Genomic DNA, 20,621 nt, shown 5'->3' on the forward strand with positions numbered 1-20,621 from the left:
GATTTGCCAACGGCTTGTTTTTAATAAATATTTAAAATTCTGGCGTCAAGGATCAGTCATGCAAGAAGCGGTTCCGCTCAGACGCCTGCTGGTGGTTGATCCTTGCGACGATTGTCATCGCTTGCTCCCCGGTTTGCGTACTGTTGGCTGGGATGTCGACAGCTGCAACCTGGACGCCGCCGGCGACCGCTCCTGCGACGTCGGCTTGTTGCGCCTGCAGCCTTTTCATCTCGAGCGCCCCGAAGCGGTCAAGGAGCTGATCAGTCGCAGCGGCACCGAGTGGATCGCGGTTCTCAGCCAGGAAGTGCTGCGTTTGCAGAACGTCGGTGACTTCGTCTGCGAGTGGTTCTTCGACTTTCATACTTTGCCCTTCGATGTCTCCCGCGTACAGGTGACATTGGGTCGCGCCTTCGGCATGGCACGCCTGCGTGGCCAGGGTTCGATCCATGTCGACCAGCCCGAGCACGAGTTGCTCGGCGATAGCCGACCGATCCGCGAGCTGCGCAAACTCCTGGGCAAACTGGCGCCCACCGAGTCGCCGGTATTGATTCGCGGGGAAAGCGGCACCGGCAAGGAGTTGGTGGCGCGTACCCTGCACCGGCAGTCCCAGCGCCACGCCAAGCCATTCGTGGCGATCAATTGCGGGGCGATTCCTGAACACCTGATCCAGTCCGAGTTGTTCGGTCATGAAAAGGGCGCCTTTACCGGGGCGCACCAGCGCAAGGTCGGGCGGATCGAAGCGGCCAATGGCGGGACCTTGTTCCTCGATGAAATCGGCGACTTGCCGCTGGAGTTGCAGGCCAATCTGTTGCGCTTCCTGCAGGAAAAACACATCGAGAGGGTCGGCGGCAGCCAGCCCATTGCGGTGGATGTACGGGTGCTGGCCGCGACCCATGTCGATCTGGAAGCCGCGATTGGCAGCGGGCGTTTCCGTGAGGACCTCTATTACCGGCTCAACGTCCTGCAAGTGATGACGGCGCCGCTGCGCGAGCGGCATGGCGACGTGGCGATGCTGGCCAACCACTTTTCCCATTTCTACAGCCAGGAAACCGGGCGCCGGCCGCGCAGCTTCAGTGAGGAAGCGCTGGTCGCCCTGGGCAATCATGCCTGGCCGGGCAATGTCCGCGAACTGGCCAATCGGGTCAGGCGCGGGTTGGTGCTGGCGGAAGGGCGACAGATCGAGGCACAGGACCTCGGCTTGCATAGCCTGCCTTGCGACAGCGCGCCCATGGGCACGCTGGAGGACTATGTGAACCGTGCCGAACACCAGGCACTGTGCGATGTGCTCAATCGGCACAGCGACAATATGAGCGTGGCGGCACGGGTGCTGGGGGTTTCCCGTCCGACCTTTTACCGTTTGCTGCACAAGCACCAGATCCGCTAGGGCGCGGTGAGCGAAACGAAAAGGCCCGCAACGTTTGCACGTTGCGGGCCTTTTCCATGGAGCGAGGTCAGAAGTAGTAGGGGAACTTCACACTGAAAGAGAAGTTCGGTGCATCGGGAGTCATGCCCAGGGACAGCATGGGGACCACGGTGAGGTTGGGCGAGGCGGCGATGGTCATGCCGATGTTGAAGAAACCGGAGTTGGCGTCGCTGCCGACCACGTTCTGCCAAGCCTGGCCGCTCTGCTGGAGCCGGCTCTTGCGTTGCACCAGGTCCGAGACCGAGAAGGACATGCTCATCTTCTCGTTCAAGGCGAAGGCCACGCCGGCGCCGATCTGGAAGCTGTCACCGAGCTGAACTTTACCGGGAACAACCTCACCCTCTTGCGCACTGATATCGCTGAACGACTTCTCGAAGTTGTGGGTGTAGGCCAGGGTGCCGAACAGTACGGCCGGGTCAAATGTCTTGACCAGCGAGATGCCCGGTGTAATGGACCACACCCCGTTGCCGGTGGGCAAGTCGGTCGGATAGGTCAGGTTGCCTTCGGTGGCCGGGGCCTTGACGAATTTGATGCCATAGGGATCCTTGCCGGTCGGTGCCTTGACCCGCAGGCTGAAGACCGCGTCCGGCCAACTTTCCGATTCGTCAAGGAACTTGTAGGCCACGCCGAAGTTGACGTCGCCCAAGGCCGGGTCCTTGGTAACCGTCTGCTCGGCCGTGACTGCCGCCGCGCCGTTGTTGCCGCCGCCGGATTGATAGGTGGACTCGCGGTAGACAATCGGTGCGTTGATATCGAATTGCCAACGGTTGTCGAGGTTGTAGCGGGCCGTCAGGTCCATTGTCCAGGTGTCGGCCTTGATCCGGTCCAGGTTGACCGTGCCGAGCAGGATCGAGTCCAGGGCCAGGAAACCGTTGAGAAACAACTGGCGAGTGTCATAACGCGTATAGGTGATCCCGGTTTCCACGCTGAACTTGCCATTGCCGAAGAAGCCGCTGGCCTCGTTGTACAGGTCGGACACGCTCTGGGCCGGCGCCGCATCATCCTTGAGCGCTTGGCCGTAAGAGGCGCCAGAGCCGCTGGCCGCAGACCCTGGGGCGTTCGCGCTGGCGGCCGCCACCGTCTGTCCCTTTTTCAGATCCGCTGGGGATTTGACCAGACGCTTGGGCGGCGGCGGCGCCGGCTGCTCTTCGACCTGACGAACTCGTTGCTCCAGCACCGACAACGCTTGTTGTTGTTGTACGTAGCGTTGTTTCAGCTCCTGGAGTTCCTGTTTCAGGGCCTCTACTTCGGCATCAGGCGCTGCTTGCAGCATCGCCGCCGGGAAGAGCGCACCAACACAAACCGCTGTGCGTAGCGAGAGCGATAGAGACATGAAATAAGCCGTCCTTTTCTAACAACTGATGGTCGAAAATGAGCGTAGTTCAGAATCCCATGCTGCGTAGTCCCTTGAGTTGAGTCAGGTGGCAATCTAGCGCCCCGACGGTAGGCAAGTTGTTCTGCAACACCACATTGAGTTGGGTCATGCTGCTGACCAGGTTGTTGCCACCCAGCAGGGTGGTGGACTGCAGCACCCCGCCCTGGGCGATCTGCTGCTGCAGGTTGCCCTGATTGTTGTTGGCCAGTATCTGCATTTTCAAGCCGCTGGAAGAGGCGGAGACGGTGACGCTGCCCGCGGCGCCGAAGCCGGTGATGCTGCCGCCGCTGGTGAGCACTTGCCCCGTTGGCTGGAGACCGCCCGGCGCCTGGTTCGCTTCGCTGACATTGATCAGCACGTTGTTGCTGGCGCTGTTGCCGTCGCCGGCGGCACGTACCACCTGGGTCACACCCGCCGAGGCGTTCAGGCCGGCACCGCCGATGACTGTGCCGCTGCCCTGGAGCGCTGCCGAGCCGTTGCCCTGGGTGCTGTAGGTGGTGACGTAGAACTGCGGCTTGACCGTCGATTGCTGGATTTGCAGGGAAGTGGCCGCGCCGATGATGTCGCCCTGGGCGTTTGTCCAGGTGCTTTGCATGACAATTCCGAAGCTGATGATGCGTCCCGGCATCACATAGCGCCCACGCAGCTCGGAGAGTTCCTGATCTTTCAGTTCGATAGGCTTGAAGGGTAGGGTTGCGTGTGCCGGCAGGCAGGTGAGTGCCAGGCAACTGATCATCAGCAAATGTGAGTTTTTCATGTGCTACTCCCGGAGCGTCCTGCCCCTTTATTTTTCTTGCACCTTAGAAGAAGTCGCTCTGGATAAAGCCGAAATCCATCAGTTCCGCGTCCTTGACCGGGTGGAAGGTGTCCAGCTTGTTCTTGGCTGTGAGCGGTGCCGGCGGGTCAAGCAAGGCGTTGCTCTTGTCGTAGCCGGGACCGATGATGGCGAAAATGATGCCGTTCCAACCTTTCTTGAAGTCGGCATTGGTGTAGCGCTTGTGGCCCAGCACCGGGTCGCCGATATAGACCCAGTCCTTGTCGGCGCGCTGCAGCACCACGAAATGCTTGTAGCCGCGGATGTCCATCATCACCACGACCGGAATGGTTACGCTGGACAGGCTGTCAACGGGAATCTTGTAGCCTCGTGCGCGCATGCCGATGCTTTCGACGTAGTGCTTCATGTCCAGCATGGAGAAACCCTGTTTCTTGACCAGCTCCTGGTCGGAGGTGGTGAGCATGCCTTTGATGATCTGTTCTTCGTTGACGTCCAGCCAGTAGGCCTGGCGCAACAAGGTGGCGAGTGCGGCGGCACCACAACTGAAGTCGGTTTTCTGCTCGACCAGATCGGAAAAGCGCCGTTCGCGGATGCTTTGGACCTGTTTGTAGAACACCACGGCGCCGGGCAAGCCGGGCACGGCCATGGTGGCGGCCTGAATAGGGATAGAGAGAAAAAGCGCAAGGGCAAGGGCGATAGTACGCATGGTCATACGCCTCTCAGAGCTGAAAAAAGAGCCCCGTTTCCGGGGCTCTCAGTACTGTTGCCACTACATGCAGGCGCGGCAGCCGGCAGCAATGGACAGGGTGTTGCCTTGTTGGTTGCCGGCACCGGCCGCCACGTTGGCACCCACGTTGCCGGAGGCATTGTTGAGCGAGTTGTTGATGCTGGCGTTGTTGACCACTGGCATTTTCCAGCCATTAGGTGTCATGACTTGATAGGTGATCACACCGTCCAGTTCGATGGTGCCCATCTCGGTACCCTTGATGGTTTCTTTTCCTTTTCCTTTGTCACCGCCACCCCAGCTGTCATTGCCATAACCACCTTTGCCGCTGCTTTCGGTACCTGAGAAGGTGCCTTTGTAGCTGCCGTCAATATCGATAGTGGATTTGAGGGTGGTGACTTTGTAGGCTTGCACCGCACTGTTGTCGACTTTCAGGCCGGTGGAGGTCTGGGTAGCCGCACCGCTTGCCGAAGCGACACGACCGCCGGATACCGCGATGGCCAGGTCGTTTTTCTGTTGGTTGAAGTCGCCGGCGGCCACGTTGACACCCATGTTGCCGGAGCCATTGTTGCCGGAGTCGTTCATAGAGCCGTTGTTCTGGGTGGATTGGTTGTAGACCGTGTTGCCATAGTTGGACTGAGTCAAGCTGGTGCTGGAAGTGGCGCTGCCGAAGATAAAGCTTTCGTCGGCGGTGGCCAGCGCGGCTTCGTTGAGTTGCTGGTTGCCGTCACCGGCTGCGGTGTTGGCGCCGATGTTACCGCTGGCACCGTTCAGCGAGCTGTTGATGCTGCCGTTGTTCTTGGTGCCTTGGTTGTTTACGACGTTGCCGTGGCTGTCCTGCTTGTCGTTCACCGAGGCGGTGGCGCCGGCGGTGATTTGCAGCAGGGTGGCGAGGCTAGGGCCGTGGTCATGGTCATGATGACGACGACCGTGTCCTTCATCTCCGCCTGCCTGAGCGGCCATTGCCATGATGGCGGCCAGTGCGAAGACCAGTGGTTTGAGAGCCATTGTGGGTTTCATGGTGTGTATCTCCGTGCTTTATTAGTTGAGTTAAGTGTTGGTACTTTCTAATTGGCACTGCACGGGTCAATCAGCGACCCGGATACTGAGGGTGTTAGCCATACGGTTGCCCACCCCCGCGCTCTGGCTCACCTGAATCACTCCTCGGCTGCCGGTGAAGGCCTGGTCGCTGGTAACGACCTGGCGGCTGCCTGGTGGTGTGGAAGAGCCTGAGTTCGTTGACAGCGCCACGTTCTGTTGCGACAGGACGCTGTCGTCGATGCTTTGTGGCACAGCACTGATGCTGATGCGCACGACGTTGATCATCTGGTTGTTGGCGCCGGCGGATTGGTTGACCCCAACCATGCCGTTGCCGTTACTGAAAGCGTTGCCCTGGATGGCCGCCTTGGCGTCGATCGCGGTGCTGGCACCGGTGGTGATTTTCTGGCTCAGCGAGGTGCTGGCGCTGGCGCTGGTGCCAACCGCGATGGCGCGGCTGTTGAGCTGTTGCTGCTGGTCGCCAGCGGCCTGGTTGACCATCACGTTGCCGTTGTATTGCTGGCCGCTGTTGCTGATGATGGCGCTGTCGATCACCGGGCTGGCGGAGTCGGCCAGTACGCTGGCGCTGCTGAACAGGGCGAGAAGAAACAGTGAATGGCGCATGTCATTGCCCCTTGCCGATGGCGCCGAGGGCGTTCATGCCGGCCGAGAGTCCGCGGTTGACCGTATTGGCGATGCTGGCGCCACTGCCGCCGCCGTGTCCGGCTGCCATTCCCGGCAGGCCATTGGGGTTGTTCAGGCCCGGCATGTCGGCGGTATGCCTGTCGATCAAGTTGCTGATGGAGCCACCGGTGCTGACGCCGGCAATGTCGCCGTCACTCAGCTCCTTGCCGGTAATCGAGGTGATACGGGCGGCCTGGTTGGCGTTGACCGTGGTCGGATTGGGGTCGGGTTGCGCCGGTGCACGGCCCCAGGACTCTGGCTGCAGGGGACGGCTCAGCACGATCACCCCGTTGCCGCCGGCCTGGACCGTGAGGCTGAGCATCGAACTGATCGCGCAACTGATCAGCAAGGTGCGGGTAAAGCCGATTGTGAGTGTCCCCATGGCGGGATTCCTTCTTCAGTACGCAGGCCCTGGCCTGGCGTTGACAAGGAGAGAGCAGAAGCTGTGCCGCTTTTTGTTTTTCCTTTGATAACAATGAGTTGTTTTTGATTACGGATGAAACGCGCGGAAGCTGTTTCAGGAATGAGACAGTAGCGAGGGGACTAGGCGGGGAGATTTCTGCGCAACGCGGTAATACGGGCCTTTCAGGGTTGGTGTATCAGCGGCTTAACACCTGGGGCGTTGCGGGAGTTGAACCATTGATTTTGAGGCTTTGCCCGTGTATCGGCTGTTTCAGGAATGGACACTGGCTGGAAAACGGCCGGGTTTGACCTTGAGAATACGATGGTTCCCGTAGGTGCTGGCTGGTCGGTGATTGGGCCCTTGGGTCTTGCATCGCTCTCACGGTCGCCATCGCCGGCAAGCCGGCTCTACAAGGATGGTGTTTTATCTTCAAGTAGTCGGGTGACGGCCGTGAAGGCCTGCTCACGACGCGCCCGCCAATCGCCGTCAATCACGCTCAAGGTTTGTCGATGCCGCGTCAGCCAGTCCAGGCTGGCGGCGAAAAACGCCTGGCGTTCGCTAAGCTGCGGCTGGCAGCGCTGGCCGTCATCGGTCCAACCCACGCCTTCGGGGCGCAGTAGCAGGTGCAGGTCATAGTGGCGGGCCCGCAGGGCCTGTTCGATCCACTCCGGGCATTCCCCGAACAGGGTCCGGCTCCAGAGCAGGTTGCTCAGCAAGTGGGTATCGAGAATCAGCAGCGCCGGCGTCTGCGTGCGGGCCGCGTCCTCCCACTCCAACTGCCCGCGGGCGATGGCCGGGATATCCGCCAGGCAGGTGTCGCGCGGGTTGCACTCGATGAAATAACGCACGTATTCGCCCACCACCAAGCCGCCGAAGTGCGCTTGCAGCTCGGCGGACAACCAGCTTTTACCACTGGACTCAGGCCCCGCCAGGACGACGACCTTCATGGGCGTGGGCATGGGGATTCCTTGGGCGCGAAAAAAAGGACGGCGATTGTACCCTCCTGCCGTCAGACCTTGAACTGCTTGAGCAAGGTATTGAGCTGCTGGCTCAGGGCCTTGAGTTTTTCGCTGTCGACACTCGATTGCTCGGCCGCCAGGGCCGTGCTGTGGGACAGGCCCGCCGCGTCGGTGACGTTCTGGTTGATTTCTTCCACCACATGGGACTGTTCAAGGGTGGCGCTGGCAATCGAGGCGTTGAGCCCGTTGAGGTTGCGCAGGGCCTGGCCGATGGCGTTCAGGCTCTCGCCGGCCAGGCCCGCCTGCTCGATGGTCAGTTGCGAGGCCCGGCTGCTGTCGCCGATGACCTTCACGGCGGCTTCGGAATGGCCTTGCAGGCGTTCGATCATTGACTGGATCTCCGCCGTGGACTTCTGTGTACGCTGGGCCAGCAGGCGCACCTCATCGGCCACCACGGCAAAGCCGCGGCCCTGTTCACCGGCCCGGGCCGCCTCGATGGCGGCGTTCAGGGCCAGCAGGTTGGTCTGTTCGGCAATCGAGCGAATCACTTCAAGAACGCTGCCGATCTGCGTGCTTTCGGCCGCCAGGGTCCGGATCACTTCGACTGCCTGGTTGATGGTGGCGCAGAGCGAGTCGATCTGTTGCAGGCTGTTGTCGATGTTCAACTGGCCCTGCCGGGCCTGCGCTTCGGCATCACGCATTTCGCTGGCGGCCTGCTCGGCATTCTTGGCTACATCCTGCACGCCATAGGTGACTTCGTTGATGGCCGTCGCGACCATTTCCATCTGTTGCGATTGCTGCTGGCTGCGGGCCTGGGCCTGGGTGGCGTTGCTGCCCAGGTCGCTGGAAGACTGACCGAGCGCGGTTGCCGAGTCCTGGAGCTGGCCGACCACGCCGCGCAGCTTGCTGGTAAAACCGTTGAAATGGCGGGCCAGTTGCGTCACTTCGTCTTGCCCGTGGGTATCGAGGCTGCGGGTCAGGTCGCTTTCACCGCTGGCGATATTGGCCATGGCGTTCACGGTTTCCTGCAAGGGGCGCACAATGCTGCGGGCAATCATCATCACCAGCAGTGCCATGATCAGCGCAATCCCCAGGCCGATCAGCGAGGCGCGCCATACCTGGCCATAGAACTCGTCCTGCAGGTCGTCGACGTACACGCCGGAGCCGATGATCCAGCCCCAGGGTTCGAAGAGCTGTACATAGGAGGTTTTCTGCACCGGCGCGCTGGCCCCGGGTTTCGGCCAGCGGTAGTTGATCAGACCCGCGCCCTTGGCCTTGGTCAGGCTGACCATCTCGTTGAACAGCGCGTAGCCGTCCGGGTCCTTGACTGCCGACAGGTCCTGGCCTTCGAGCTTGGGATTGGCCGGGTGCATGATCATCACCGGGCGCTGGTCGTTGATCCAGAAATAGTCGGTCTGGTTGTAGCGCAGGCCGCGTATCGCGTTCATCGCCTGCTTCTGCGCGGCCTCGCGACTGAGGCTGCCGGCGGTTTCCAGGTCATGGTAGTAGTTGAGGACGCCACTGGCGACCTGGACCACGTGCTGGGTCTTTTGCGCCTTGCCCTGGTACAGGTCGTCATGGATCTGCTGGAGCATCAACAGGCCCAGGGTCAGCAGCATTGCCATGGCGACGACGAGGATGAGCCATAGTCGCCGACTAATCGACACATTCCGCAAACTATTCATGAGGACACCGCTCCTGGTTTCTTCTTGTTTTGATCATCGCCGATCTGCATCCAAACAGGTTTTGTCGCGCCTGCCCAGTAGGCTTATGGCTACTTTCCAGGCAGCGACAAACAGGCGTGTCTGATAGGATCTCGGCGCGAAATCGCTAAACCTGAGTTGATGTTTGATTTTTCAGGCATTTTTTACGTTTTGACGACAAGCGGTACGGCACGCTGGGCACCGGTCGCCCACGGACGGATGATCGAATGTCGAATTTTTCAAGTGTCACGCGGGTTGCGTGGCGGCATGGGGGAATAATGGATCTTTGGACCGCCGCACAAGCAGTGATTCTGGGTATTGTCGAGGGCTTGACGGAGTTCCTGCCGATCTCCAGCACCGGGCACCAGATTATCGTCGCGGACCTGCTGGACTTCGGCGGGGAGAGGGCGATTGCCTTCAATATCATCATCCAGCTCGGGGCGATCCTGGCGGTGCTGTGGGAGTTTCGCCACAAAGTGTTTTCGGTGGTCCGCGACCTGCCGACGCAGCGCAATGCCCAGCGCTTTACCCTCAACCTGCTGGTGGCATTCCTGCCGGCGGTGGTGCTGGGGGTGTTGTTCAAGGAGATCATCGCTACCTACCTGTTCAACCCGATCACCGTCGCCGCCGCTCTGGTGGTGGGCGGCCTGGTCATCCTCTGGGCCGAGCGCCGCCAGCACGTGGTACATGCGGAGACGGTGGATGAGATCACCTGGAAAGACGCCCTCAAGGTGGGTTTCGCCCAGTGCCTGGCGATGATTCCCGGCACCTCGCGTTCCGGTGCGACCATTATCGGCGGCTTGCTGTTCGGGCTGTCACGCAAGACCGCCACCGAGTTTTCGTTCTTCCTGGCGATGCCGACCATGGTCGCCGCCGCGGTGTACTCCGGCTATGGTTTCCGCCAGCAGTTCCAGATCGCCGATTTGCCGGTGATCGCCCTCGGCTTCGTGACCTCCTTTGTCTTTGCGATGATCGCCGTGCGTGGCCTGCTTAAATTCATCGCCAGCCACACCTACGTGGCATTCGCCTGGTACCGGATCGTCTTCGGCCTGGTGATCCTGGCCACCTGGCAATTCGGCTGGGTTGACTGGGCGAGCCACGGATGAGCACACCATCTGGCCAGGAAGGTACTCGCCGGGGCGCTGGTCGGGTCCAGCACCTCAAACTCAAACTGGCGCTACTCCTGGTGCTCTGCGTATTGCCCGGATCCGGCGCGTTGCAGATGTGGCTCGACGGTGGCTCGGCGTTTGCGCTGTGGGCGTACGGGCTCGTCAGCCCGCTGGCGTTCGTCCTCTATTGGCGCGACAAGCGCAAAGCCCGCGATGCAACCTGGCGTACACCGGAAAAGGTCCTGCACGCCATCGAGCTGCTGGGCGGCTGGCCGGGGGCGCTGATCGCCCAGCAGGTGTTTCGGCACAAGACCCGTAAAGTCTCGTATCAGCTGGTGTTCTGGCTGATCGTGTTGCTGCACCAGGTTTTCTGGATCGACCACCTGTTCCTCGGCGCCGGTCTGGCGCACCTGTCCTTTTTATAACAGCAGGCCGACCTGGACACGCTTGGGCAGTTTCGCCACCACCAGTTGGTGCGAGCGCTGGATCAGCCCTTGCAGTTCTTCACACCCCAGCGGGTAGGGGCTGTCCATGATGATCCAGTGGGCCCTGGCCAGATACGGTGCGGGTCCGATCCCCGGACGGTCGACATGGCCGAGGAACAGCTCCTGGTCGACCTTGAAGGCCAGGGAGTCGCCGCGTAGCCCCTGCACGGCGAACATCTTGTTCCCGGCAACGGAAAACACCCGCACGCCGCCCCATTTGTAGTCTTCCCGCGCGCCGGGCAGGGTCAGGCAGAAACGCGCGACATCTTCCCGGCTCAGGCTTGATCTTTTCACAGTGCTCTATCTCCGCAACCTTTGAAAGCCTCGGCCAGGTGGTCGATCCAGGCCCGTACCGCCGGCAACACGCCGCGCCGATGGGGGTAGACGGCCTGTAGCCAGCCGCCGGGCAAGGACCATTCGGGAAGTATCCGCACGAAGGTGCCATTGGCCAGTTCTTCCTCACAATACAGCATCGGCAGGACAGTGAAGCCCAGGCCGGCGAGGGCGCAAGCCTTGCGTACGACAAAATCGTCGACTCCGAGCCGGGCCTCGAGGGCCAGTTCGCGTTTTTCCCCGGCGGCGTTGAGCAGGCTCAGGTGCACCAGGCGATCGGCTTCCAGGGCGCCCAAAATCGGTGCGCTCCTGAGGTCCTCCAGGCGGCTGATGGGGTGTTGCTCGAGAAAGGCCGGCGTCGCCAGGATGAAGGTCTGTGCCTGGCGCAGGCGGCGGGTCACCAGCAATGGATCTTCGTCGCCCTGTTCGCGGACCCGCAGGGCGACATCGATGCCCTCGGTCACCAGGTCGACCCGGCGATTGACCATCAGGACTTCCAGCTGGACCAGCGGGTGTGCACTGAGGAAGCTGGAGATCACCCAGGGCATGAACTCCTGGGCCAGTCCCACCGGAGAGGAGACGCGCAAGCGCCCGCGGGGCTCGCTGGACATGCTGGCCACTGCCTCGTCGGCCATTTCGGCCTCCAGCAGCATTGCCTGGCAATGGCGCAGATAACGCTCGCCGACGGCGGTCAGCTTCAACTGGCGGGTGGTGCGTTGCAGCAGGCGCGCGCCAAGGCGCTCTTCCAGCTCGGCGATCCGCCGCGACAGGCGTGACTTGGGAATCCCCAGCAGGCGTCCGGCCGCCGCGAAGCCGCCGGCTTCGACCACCTTGGCGAAATAATAGAGGTCGTTGAGGTCTTGCATGGGGCGTGACTCGATTGTTCCAGGAGCAGGACAAGCTATCACATTCAAGCCGGCTGATCGGCTATTGGCTGTGCCTGTAGGACTGTCTCGACGCGACCCCACGCTGGCAATCCTCACTTTTGATCAGACACGCTTCACTTTTACTCCGCTGAGGAAAATCTGAAACTCGGAGTCGCTGATTTGGCTGACGGGACCGAAATTAAGCGCCCGGAAAAATACTGATCCAGTTTCTCCAGCTGTCACTCCGGCTCCTGCTGCCGTCTGCTGGGTGGACTCGATGATGGTGTAATGCCGTCCGTGTTTGTCGATGGCTTCAAAACGACTGGTTTCTTGGATGCGCGTTGTCATTTCATGGGAGTCCTTATAGCTTGGCTATGGGCGATCACGGAAATGATCCAAGCGGGTATCGCTGATGCTGTTGCTTGTAAAGTTAGCCTTGTCCGAGGTGGTGGAGTTGACAGAGGTCAAATAAAAACGACGGGCACTAATGATAGCGTTACTAATGGATTGTAAATGCTTGGAAAGTCTACATTTAGTGAGGTTGGGCTATATCCCGTCAGCGTACGCCAGCCAGAGTTCCGCGCTGAAGGTTCGAGTGACTGTGCTGGGTGAGGGACTATAGTTATGACTAAAAAGAACAAGAATAGCCGCGGCGAGGATGAGCTCGGCTTGTCCAATGTAGACAATAGTAGTGTTCCCTCGATTGACATTGTGTGCGGCAGGGAGCAAACCGGGGCTGCGATTTCGCACGGTAACTACGAATCGCAGTTGCGTGATTTGCAGATTGAGCTGGTCAAGCTGCAAAGACACTTCATTGGCTGTGGCGACAGGATCATCGTGCTGCTGGAAGGGCGGGACGCCGCGGGCAAGGATGGCAGCATCAAGCGTATCGTCGAGCATCTGAGCCCGCGGGAAACGCGCATCGTAGCACTCGACAAACCCTCTGATCGCGAGCGAACCGGCTGGTACTTCCAGCGTTTCGTTGCCCACCTGCCGGTGGCCGGGGAATTTGTCCTGTTCAATCGAAGCTGGTACAACCGTGCCGGTGTCGAGCGGGTGATGGGGTTTTGTTCCGAGCAGGAATATGCCGAATTCATTCAGTCGGTGCCCAAGTTTGAAGAGATACTCATCAACTCGGGTGCCAAATTACTGAAGTATTACCTGGATATCAGCAAGGGCGAGCAGCGGAATCGGCTGGAGCAGCGTAAACGTGATCCGCTCAAGCAATGGAAGATCAGTCCGATCGATGCTGTCGCCATTAAACATTGGAAGGCATATTCCATTGCACGAGACGAAATGCTCTTGCAAACGCATGGCTCTCTCTCACCGTGGCGCATTGTCCGGGCGGATAACAAGCGCCTGGCGCGCCTCAATCTGATCCGCGATATCCTTTCGCAACTGGATTACGAGGGCAAGGACCACAAGCTGGTCAAGCCGGACAGGAATATCGTCTTTGAATTCATGCCCGAATGCGTCGCTGCCGGGCAGTTGGCGCGCTGAGATCGGCTGGGCCAGCACCCGGCAATGCGACAATGAAGTCATGGAGCCGCCTCGACTCCTTGAGGCCTGGCATGGGCAGTGTGTTGATCGTTCCATGAGTGGGACGAACTATCATATTTTAACCGGCTAATCGGTTATTGGTTTCACCTGTAGGATTATCTCAACTTGATCGCCCAGTGGCGATCCTCACTTGGAGATCCCGCATGAAACTCTTGCACATTGATTCCAGCATCCTGGGCGACAACTCCGCCTCTCGTCAGCTGAGCCGCCAAGTCGTCGACGCCTGGAAACTCGCCGAGCCTTCCGCCGTGGTGACCTACCGTGACCTCGCCGCCGATGCCATCAGCCACTTCTCCAGCCTGACCCTGGTGGCCGGCGGTACCGCCGCCGAACTGCGTGACGCGGCCCAGCGCCACGAAGCCGAACTCAGCGCCTCGACCATCGAAGAGTTCCTCGCCGCCGATGCCATCGTGATCGCCGCACCGATGTACAACTTCAGCATTCCGACCCAGCTCAAGGCCTGGATCGACCGTGTCACCGTCGCAGGCAAGACCTTCCGCTACACCGAAGCCGGTCCTGAAGGCCTGGCCGGCGGCAAGAAACTGGTGATTGTTTCCACCTCCGGCGGCCTGCATGTCGGCATGCCGACCGGCGTCGCCCACGAGGATTACCTGAACGTACTGTTCGGTTTCCTCGGCATCACCGACATCGAGTTCGTCCGCGCCCACGGCCTGGGCTATGGCGAAGAGGTCCGCGCCAAGGCCATGAGCAGCGCACAGGCACGCATCAGCGAAGAACTGTTCGCCACCGCGTAAAGCTTTAGTAAACACGCGAGCTTCTTTCGGGAACAGTCATTAAACTCTGTACTCTGATCATTCTGAATGGTCAGCGTACGGAGTTTTTTGCGTCTGGCGGTTCAGGTTTGGCTCGGGTTATGCATCATCGATCAACCATAGGTGCTCGGAAAAACCTCGAAAATCAGTCAAAGCCCTGCTGCAGAGCTTTAGTTTCAAGGAATTGAAGAGAATTGGTGTGCTAATTACGCGGCAAAGGTGGGCATCCCCATGATGCGTCTTTGTGCAATGTTACTGATCTGCTTGTCCAGCAGCCTCCTGACAGTGCAGGCAGCGCCGCCTGCGCATTGGAGCGTCGGCTATCATCGTTTGACGTTCCTCGATCCGCTGGACCTCAAGCCGATGTCGGCGATTGCCTTCTATCCTTCCAGTGATCGTGAGCACTCGAGCCGGATCGGCAACTATACGATCCAGGCCGGTGAAGACGCCAAGGTCGCCATTGGCCGCTATCCGCTGTTGATGTTGTCCCATGGCAACATCGGCACACCCCTGGCCTTGCATGACCTGGCCACCTCCCTGGCGCGCAAGGGCTTTATCGTGGTCGCCGTGTTGCACCCCGGCGACAACTACAAGGATCAAAGCCGCCTGGGGACGCTGAGCAACCTCTATGGTCGGCCCATGCAGATTTCCGAAGCCATCACGGCCGCTCTCGGCGACTCGACGCTGTCACCTTTTATCGAAGCCGAGAATGTCGGCGTGATCGGCTATTCGGCAGGCGGCGAAACCGCGCTGATCCTGGCCGGAGCCCAACCGAACCTGGAGCGCTTGCGCCGTTATTGCCAGCAGCGTCCGGATGACAAGGACGCTTGCAACACCAAGGGCGAATTGATTGTCGACCGCGATGACTTGCAACCGGTGGCCGATCCACGGGTCCATGCATTGTTGCTGATGGCGCCGCTGAGCCTGATGTTCGGCCGTCATACGCTGGCGGATGTCCACGTGCCGGTACTGATGTACAGCGGTGGTGCCGACAAGCTGGTGTTTCCGGATAAGAATGCCGCCGCCCTGGCGCGCAAGCTGCCGGTGGCGCCGCAATTCAAGCTGATCGCCGGGGCCGGGCATTTCGTCTTCATGGCGCCGTGCAGCCCAGAGCAGCTCCAGGCCACGCCGGGACTGTGTACCGATGCCGAAGGAGTCAATCGCGAGGATATTCATCGCGACCTGATTCACGAAGCCGGACGTTTCTTCACCAAGACCCTCAGTACGCCGAGCCATGGCGGGATGCAGACCGCCGATCAGTGAGTCAGGCGGCCGCCGCGCGACGGGCCAGGAGCACCGTGACGGACAGGCCGCTGACTGACAGCAGCGCCGCGCTGAAGAAAATCCACGAATAGCCGAGGTTCGAGGCCACCGCGCCCATCACCGGACCGGCGATGGCCAGTGCCAGGTCGAAAAACACCGCATAGGCGCTCAAGCCCGCACCGCGACTGCTGCTCGGCACCTGTTTGATCGCTTCCACCCCCAGCGCCGGATACACCAGCGACAGGCCAAACCCCGCCAGGCCCGCGCCGGCCAGGGCGACGCCGGTGGAAGGTGCCAGCCAGAGCAGCACCAGGCCGAGGGTCTCGATACTCATGCAGGCGATGGCGGATTTGAAACCGCCGAAACGGTTGATGCAGCCGATAAAGAACAGCCGGGCGAGAATAAAGCAGGTGCCGAACACCGTCAGGCAATAGGCGGCCCCGGTCCAGCCGCGGCTGAGATAGAAGAGCGTGACAAAGGTGGTCAGGGTGCCGTAGCCGATGGACGCCAGCGTCAGGCTGGCACCATAGGGTGCGATGCGCCCGAACACGGCCCAAAAGGGTAGGCGCTCACCGCGAATCACCGGGACCGAGGGTTTGTTGCGGATCAGCAGCAGGGCACCCAGGGCCAGGGTCGACAAGGCGATGCCGAGGCTGGAGAAGCCGTAATCCTCGACCATCAACACCCCCAGCGGCGCGCCAATGGCGATGGCGCCGTAGGAGGCGATGCCGTTCCAGGAGATGACCCGGGCGGTCTGGTCGGCACCGACCTGGCCGATGCCCCAACTGATGGTGCCCACGCCGATCAGGCCCTGGGCTATCCCCAGCAGCAGGCGCGCGCCGATCAGGATTCCCAGGCTCAGCAACGGCAGCTGTTGCAGCTGTGTCGATAACCAAGTCAGGGCGCCGCTTAAGACGATCCCGGACAGGCCATAGATGATCGAGCGTTTGGTGCCGATACCGTCGGCCATGCGCCCGGCCATGGGCCGGCTGAGCAGGGTCGCCAGGTATTGCGAGCCGATGGTCAGGCCGGCGATTACCGCACTGAACCCCAGTTGTCCGTGCACGTAACCGGGCAACACCGCAATCGGCAGGCCGATGCAGAGGAAGGCGATAAAGCTATAGAAGACGATGGAAACGATCTGCAGGGTGATCGTCAGGTTGCTGGGCGGTCTGGGCGGTTGTTGGGCGGACATGAAGGCTCGTTCGCGGGCGGGCGGTTAGAGACCTGCATGATGGCGGGAGTGGCGGATAAAAGGAAGCAGGCTAACTAGTTTCTTGTGGGTGGCACAGGGATCTGTTGGTCAGCGATGGCGATGTGGAATTCACCGACGTCATCGCCGGCAAGCCGACTCCAACAGGTCTGTGTTCCAGCGCAAAAAGAGCGGTGTGCCCAGCCCTTGTAGGCGCTGGCTTGCCAGCGATGAGGTCGGTCAGTCTTATATCGACTGTACCGCCAGCATCGCCGGCAATCCGGCCACGGTATTTAGAACACCACGCCCTGGCTGCGCAGGTAGTCGTCATAGGTGCCGCTGAAGTCGATCACGCCACTTGGGCTCAGCTCGATGATGCGGGTGGCCAGGGACGATACGAACTCACGGTCGTGGCTGACGAAGATCAGCGTGCCCGGGTAGTTCTCCAGCGCCAGGTTCAGTGCTTCGATGGATTCCATGTCCAGGTGGTTGGTCGGTTCGTCCATGATCAGCACGTTGGGCTTTTGCAGGATCAGCTTGCCGAACAGCATGCGGCCTTGCTCACCACCGGAAATCACCTTGACCGACTTGAGGATCTCGTCGTTGGAGAACAGCATGCGGCCCAGGGTGCCGCGAACCACTTGTTCACCTTCCTTGGTCCAGCGGCCCATCCAGTCGAACAGGTTGGATTCGTCTTCGAAGTCCGAGGCGTGGTCCTGGGCGTAGTAGCCCAGTTCGGCCGCTTCGGTCCACTTGACGGTACCGGCGTCCGGCGTCAGTTCATTGACCAGGGTGCGCAGCAGGGTGGTCTTGCCGATCCCGTTCGGGCCGATGATCGCCACGCGTTCGCCGGCTTCAACGGTGAAGCTGAAGTCCTTGAACAGGGTCTTGCCGTCAAAGCCCTTGGCCATCCGCTCGACGATCACCGCCTGGCGATGCAGCTTCTTGGTCTGGTCGAAGCGGATGAACGGGCTGACGCGGCTCGACGGCTTGACTTCGGCCAGCTGGATCTTGTCGATCTGCTTGGCGCGGGAGGTGGCCTGCTTGGCTTTCGAGGCGTTGGCCGAGAAGCGGCTGACGAAGGATTGCAGTTCGGAGATCTGCGCTTTCTTCTTGGCGTTGTCCGACAGCAACTGCTCGCGGGACTGGGTCGCCACGGTCATGTACTCGTCGTAGTTGCCCGGGAACAGGCGCAGCTCGCCGTAGTCCAGGTCCGCCATGTGGGTGCAGACGCTGTTCAGGAAGTGACGGTCGTGGGAGATGATGATCATCAGGCTGGAGCGCTGGGTCAGGATGTTTTCCAGCCAGCGGATGGTGTTGATGTCCAGGTGGTTGGTTGGCTCGTCGAGCAGCAACACTTCCGGGTCGGAAAACAATGCCTGGGCCAGCAACACCCGCAGTTTCCAGCCCGGGGAGACTTCGCTCATCGGGCCATTGTGCTGCTCGATGCCGATACCCAGGCCCAGCAGCAATTCGCCGGCGCGGGATTCGGCGGTGTAGCCGTCCATCTCGGCGAAATCGGTTTCCAGCTCGGCCACGGCCATGCCGTCTTCTTCGGTCATTTCCGGCAGCGAGTAGATGCGATCGCGCTCGGCCTTGACTTTCCACAGCTCTTCGTGACCCATGATCACGGTGTCGAGCACGCTGAATTCTTCGTAGGCGAACTGGTCCTGGCGCAGTTTACCCAGGCGCACGTTCGGTTCCAGCATGACCTGGCCGCCGGACGGGTCGAGGTCGCCGCCGAGGATTTTCATGAAGGTCGACTTGCCGCAGCCGTTGGCGCCGATCAGGCCGTAGCGGTTACCAGCGCCGAATTTGACCGAGACGTTCTCGAAGAGCGGCTTGGCGCCGAACTGCATGGTGATATTTGCGGTGGAGATCAATTACTTTACCTATCAAGGGGTTACGCGCTGCTGATTGGGTGCTTGGGCCATTCCCTGGGCATTTAGGAGCTTATCCATCTCGCTCCGGTCACCGCTAGAGTTCAGCCAGCGCGCGTACGTAAAGAGCAGCATCCGACGGTGTGTCCGAGCTGCTGTGCAATAAAGGCGGGATTCATTCCAGACATTGGGCCTATTGTCGCATATGGATGACGACAGTTACATGGCTGTTGGCGTGTGTCTGTGCGCGACGGCCCGGCGCAGCGCGTGACCAAATTGCAACTGCCGCGCCGGGCGTTGCTTGGCGTACTGGTGGGGCTGAGCCATTGGCAAGGCGGCACGCCGGGCTGCTGCGTCGCAGAGTTCGAGGAGGTTGCGGGTATATTATGGGATGAAGCGTTGTCCAAATCCCATATCCAACTCATCCGTGAAGAGAGGCGTCATGAACAGAATTGTCTGCGCTCCTGCCGCCTTGCTGGTTGTCGGGCTTCTGATCGTTGCCCTTCCTGCCGAAGGTGCCCCCCAGGGCAACACGCTGCTGGCAACGCAGTTGCTGGCGCAAAACCTGCCCAACAGCGACAACCCCTATAACAGCCCGATTCGCCGGGCCAATCCCAACAGCCGCCAGGGCTCCGAGTCCAGTGCGCCGCCTGTGCGCGGTCCGAATACGCTACCCAAGCCACGGCCCTCGACCATCGAAAACGGCGCGATCCAGAATGGTTACCCGCGTGATCAATCAGCACCGATGGCGGTGCCGATCAAGCCGGGCACCCGCAGCGATCCAAATACGCAACGCTGAGCCATGCCGTTCAAGTAAGGCGAGCACGGTCTCTGTGGGAGCGGAGCTTGCCTGCGAAGAGGCCCATGAGATCGCTAAAAGCTTCGCGGGCAAGCACCGCTCCCACATTATTGCCGCTCACGCCGATAGACAATCACCGCCGCGCGCAGCTTGCTGCTGCCGAAAGCACTCATCTTGTCGAACTCGGCATGACTGACCGGCAGGTGCTGGCAGTCCAGGGGCTGGCGATGCTGGCTGTGGTCCACATCCGGGTCGTGCAGGTAGACGAATTCTTCATCGCAGTCGGTGACGATCACCCAATGCGGCGCCTTGGAGCGGGTCAGGCGATAGCTGCTGATCAGCACCAATGGCTGGCCGGCCGCGGCCAGCAGGCGTGGCAGGTCCAGCGGGCCCCCCAGCACCTGCTCGACATCGGTGGCGGCCAACTCGCTTTCGAAACCTTCATGGACCAGGCGCATGACGTCTTTTTTATGCTCGTTGCGCACGCCGTTGAGCAGCAAGGGACCGCTCATGCTCACTTGCAGGCGCACCGCGAAGCCCCGGCGCCAGGCGGCCAGTGCGAGGCCCTGGGGGCTGCAACCGCCATGCCCGGAGGTCATGAACACCGTGGTCGCCTCGCGCCAGATCTGCACCTCCTCCTGGCGCGAGGAGCGGCGTCCGGGTTGCAGCGCGCCCATGGCCATCAGCAGGCAGGCGGGTCCACAGGTGAAGTCGGTGGTCTGGGCGTAGTAGGGTACGTGCAGGTCGCGGCTGTCGCGGTGCTCGAGAATGCGTTTTTCCAGGCGCAGGGCGTCGGCGTGGTCTTCGTAGTAATCGCTGATCCGCCCGAAGTGGCGATAACCGTTACGCTCGTAGAGGGCGATGGCGACGGCGTTATCGCTGCGCACTTCCAGGCGCAGGTAGGCGCAGTCATGCTCCAGGGCACAGGTCTCGCTACGTTGCAGCAATGCCTTGCCCAGGCCCGTGCCGCGCGACTGGGGGGCGATGGCGATCGAATACAGGCGTGCCAGGGACGTGCCGCGATGAAACAGTACCAGGGCATAACCGGCCAGTCGGCCGTCGGCTTGCTGGGCGACCATCAGTTGCGCGTGGGCCCGGCTGACCATCCACTGGAAGCTGCGCGCGGTCAGCCGGTCGGTGGTGAAACAGTGTTCTTCCAGTTCCAGCAAGGCGGGCAAATCATCGGTCGTGGCAACGCGAAAGACAAGATCCATATAACCACCGTAAAAGTTGTGTAACGAAACGGGACTTTCAAAAAACTTCGTGCTTAATAGGAA

The 20,621-nt window shown here is 60.8% G+C and carries 21 protein-coding genes and 1 pseudogene; 7 read left to right on the forward strand and 15 right to left on the reverse strand.

Going from position 1 to position 20,621, the window contains the following annotated elements; genetic code table 11:
- Positions 1-58 precede the first annotated feature (58 nt).
- The gene (locus M5B96_RS19805; protein WP_248798490.1) at positions 59-1,384 is read left to right on the forward strand and encodes a sigma-54 dependent transcriptional regulator; all 1,326 of its coding nucleotides are present in this window, start codon (positions 59-61) and stop codon (positions 1,382-1,384) included.
- A gap of 67 nt (positions 1,385-1,451) precedes the next feature.
- Here M5B96_RS19805 and M5B96_RS19810 read toward each other — a convergent pair whose 3' ends face one another.
- The 8 genes from M5B96_RS19810 to M5B96_RS19845 all read right to left on the reverse strand — a co-directional run bounded on the left by M5B96_RS19810 (position 1,452) and on the right by M5B96_RS19845 (position 9,066).
- Entirely contained in the window at positions 1,452-2,756 is a 1,305-nt protein-coding gene (locus M5B96_RS19810) for a hypothetical protein (protein WP_248798491.1), read from the reverse strand.
- A gap of 49 nt (positions 2,757-2,805) precedes the next feature.
- Positions 2,806-3,555, reverse strand: coding sequence for a hypothetical protein (locus M5B96_RS19815; RefSeq protein WP_248798493.1), 750 nt, complete (start codon positions 3,553-3,555; stop codon positions 2,806-2,808).
- 43 nt (positions 3,556-3,598) lie between these two features.
- On the reverse strand, positions 3,599-4,279 hold the full coding sequence (locus tag M5B96_RS19820) for a C39 family peptidase (RefSeq protein WP_248798495.1): 681 nt from the start codon (positions 4,277-4,279) through the stop codon (positions 3,599-3,601).
- 63 nt (positions 4,280-4,342) lie between these two features.
- Positions 4,343-5,317, reverse strand: a complete 975-nt coding sequence (locus M5B96_RS19825; protein WP_248798497.1) for a heme utilization protein — start codon at positions 5,315-5,317, stop codon at positions 4,343-4,345.
- A 66-nt stretch (positions 5,318-5,383) separates the two neighbouring features.
- Positions 5,384-5,959 (reverse strand): adhesin, encoded by a 576-nt coding sequence (locus M5B96_RS19830; RefSeq protein ID WP_248798498.1) that lies wholly within the window; start codon positions 5,957-5,959, stop codon positions 5,384-5,386.
- A 1-nt stretch (position 5,960) separates the two neighbouring features.
- Complete coding sequence (locus tag M5B96_RS19835; RefSeq protein WP_248798500.1) at positions 5,961-6,401, reverse strand: hypothetical protein; 441 nt, start codon at positions 6,399-6,401, stop codon at positions 5,961-5,963.
- A 428-nt stretch (positions 6,402-6,829) separates the two neighbouring features.
- A complete protein-coding gene (locus M5B96_RS19840; protein WP_248798734.1) occupies positions 6,830-7,369 on the reverse strand; it encodes an AAA family ATPase in 540 nt (179 codons plus the stop codon).
- Positions 7,370-7,431: 62 nt separating this feature from the next.
- Positions 7,432-9,066, reverse strand: a complete 1,635-nt coding sequence (locus M5B96_RS19845) for a methyl-accepting chemotaxis protein (RefSeq protein WP_248798502.1) — start codon at positions 9,064-9,066, stop codon at positions 7,432-7,434.
- 296 nt (positions 9,067-9,362) lie between these two features.
- Between M5B96_RS19845 and M5B96_RS19850 the strand changes: the two genes are divergently transcribed.
- Entirely contained in the window at positions 9,363-10,190 is an 828-nt protein-coding gene (locus M5B96_RS19850) for an undecaprenyl-diphosphate phosphatase (RefSeq protein ID WP_248798504.1), read from the forward strand.
- Positions 10,187-10,618, forward strand: a complete 432-nt coding sequence (locus M5B96_RS19855) for a DUF1294 domain-containing protein (RefSeq protein WP_248798506.1) — start codon at positions 10,187-10,189, stop codon at positions 10,616-10,618. Before M5B96_RS19850 ends, M5B96_RS19855 begins: the two co-directional genes overlap by 4 nt.
- On the opposite strand, the gene M5B96_RS19860 is transcribed toward M5B96_RS19855, so the two are convergent.
- The 3 genes from M5B96_RS19860 to M5B96_RS19870 form a co-directional block, all read right to left on the reverse strand.
- Positions 10,613-10,972 (reverse strand): MmcQ/YjbR family DNA-binding protein, encoded by a 360-nt coding sequence (locus M5B96_RS19860; protein WP_248798508.1) that lies wholly within the window; start codon positions 10,970-10,972, stop codon positions 10,613-10,615. The two genes, M5B96_RS19855 and M5B96_RS19860, sit on opposite strands and share 6 nt — an antisense overlap.
- The gene (locus M5B96_RS19865; RefSeq protein WP_248798510.1) at positions 10,969-11,877 is read right to left on the reverse strand and encodes a LysR substrate-binding domain-containing protein; all 909 of its coding nucleotides are present in this window, start codon (positions 11,875-11,877) and stop codon (positions 10,969-10,971) included. Before M5B96_RS19865 ends, M5B96_RS19860 begins: the two co-directional genes overlap by 4 nt.
- A gap of 123 nt (positions 11,878-12,000) precedes the next feature.
- Entirely contained in the window at positions 12,001-12,225 is a 225-nt protein-coding gene (locus tag M5B96_RS19870) for a hypothetical protein (protein ID WP_248798512.1), read from the reverse strand.
- Between the two features lie 276 nt (positions 12,226-12,501).
- Here M5B96_RS19870 and ppk2 point away from each other — a divergent pair, with 276 nt between their 5' ends.
- The 3 genes from ppk2 to M5B96_RS19885 all read left to right on the forward strand — a co-directional run bounded on the left by ppk2 (position 12,502) and on the right by M5B96_RS19885 (position 15,473).
- Positions 12,502-13,377, forward strand: a complete 876-nt coding sequence (gene ppk2, locus M5B96_RS19875; RefSeq protein ID WP_248798514.1) for a polyphosphate kinase 2 — start codon at positions 12,502-12,504, stop codon at positions 13,375-13,377.
- A gap of 203 nt (positions 13,378-13,580) precedes the next feature.
- Complete coding sequence (locus M5B96_RS19880; RefSeq protein WP_248798515.1) at positions 13,581-14,192, forward strand: FMN-dependent NADH-azoreductase; 612 nt, start codon at positions 13,581-13,583, stop codon at positions 14,190-14,192.
- A gap of 249 nt (positions 14,193-14,441) precedes the next feature.
- Complete coding sequence (locus tag M5B96_RS19885; protein WP_248798516.1) at positions 14,442-15,473, forward strand: alpha/beta hydrolase family protein; 1,032 nt, start codon at positions 14,442-14,444, stop codon at positions 15,471-15,473.
- A gap of 1 nt (position 15,474) precedes the next feature.
- Here M5B96_RS19885 and M5B96_RS19890 read toward each other — a convergent pair whose 3' ends face one another.
- From M5B96_RS19890 to M5B96_RS19900, 3 genes and pseudogenes are all read right to left on the reverse strand, one after another.
- Positions 15,475-16,668: an MFS transporter gene (locus M5B96_RS19890; RefSeq protein WP_248798518.1), complete on the reverse strand. Its 1,194-nt coding sequence runs from the start codon at positions 16,666-16,668 to the stop codon at positions 15,475-15,477.
- A gap of 290 nt (positions 16,669-16,958) precedes the next feature.
- A complete protein-coding gene (locus tag M5B96_RS19895) occupies positions 16,959-18,548 on the reverse strand; it encodes an ABC-F family ATPase (RefSeq protein ID WP_248798520.1) in 1,590 nt (529 codons plus the stop codon).
- A gap of 12 nt (positions 18,549-18,560) precedes the next feature.
- Positions 18,561-18,781 (reverse strand): annotated as a pseudogene (locus M5B96_RS19900) (site-specific integrase); the annotation flags it as partial.
- A gap of 206 nt (positions 18,782-18,987) precedes the next feature.
- Between M5B96_RS19900 and M5B96_RS19905 the strand changes: the two are divergent.
- Positions 18,988-19,344, forward strand: coding sequence for a hypothetical protein (locus M5B96_RS19905; protein WP_248798522.1), 357 nt, complete (start codon positions 18,988-18,990; stop codon positions 19,342-19,344).
- Positions 19,345-19,451: 107 nt separating this feature from the next.
- Here the strand turns inward: M5B96_RS19905 and rimI are convergent, their stop codons facing one another.
- Positions 19,452-20,558, reverse strand: coding sequence for a ribosomal protein S18-alanine N-acetyltransferase (gene rimI / locus M5B96_RS19910; RefSeq protein WP_248798523.1), 1,107 nt, complete (start codon positions 20,556-20,558; stop codon positions 19,452-19,454).
- Between the last annotated feature and the right edge of the window lie 63 nt (positions 20,559-20,621).

The organism is Pseudomonas sp. MWU13-2105 (assembly GCF_023242315.1).
Lineage (GTDB): Bacteria > Pseudomonadota > Gammaproteobacteria > Pseudomonadales > Pseudomonadaceae > Aquipseudomonas.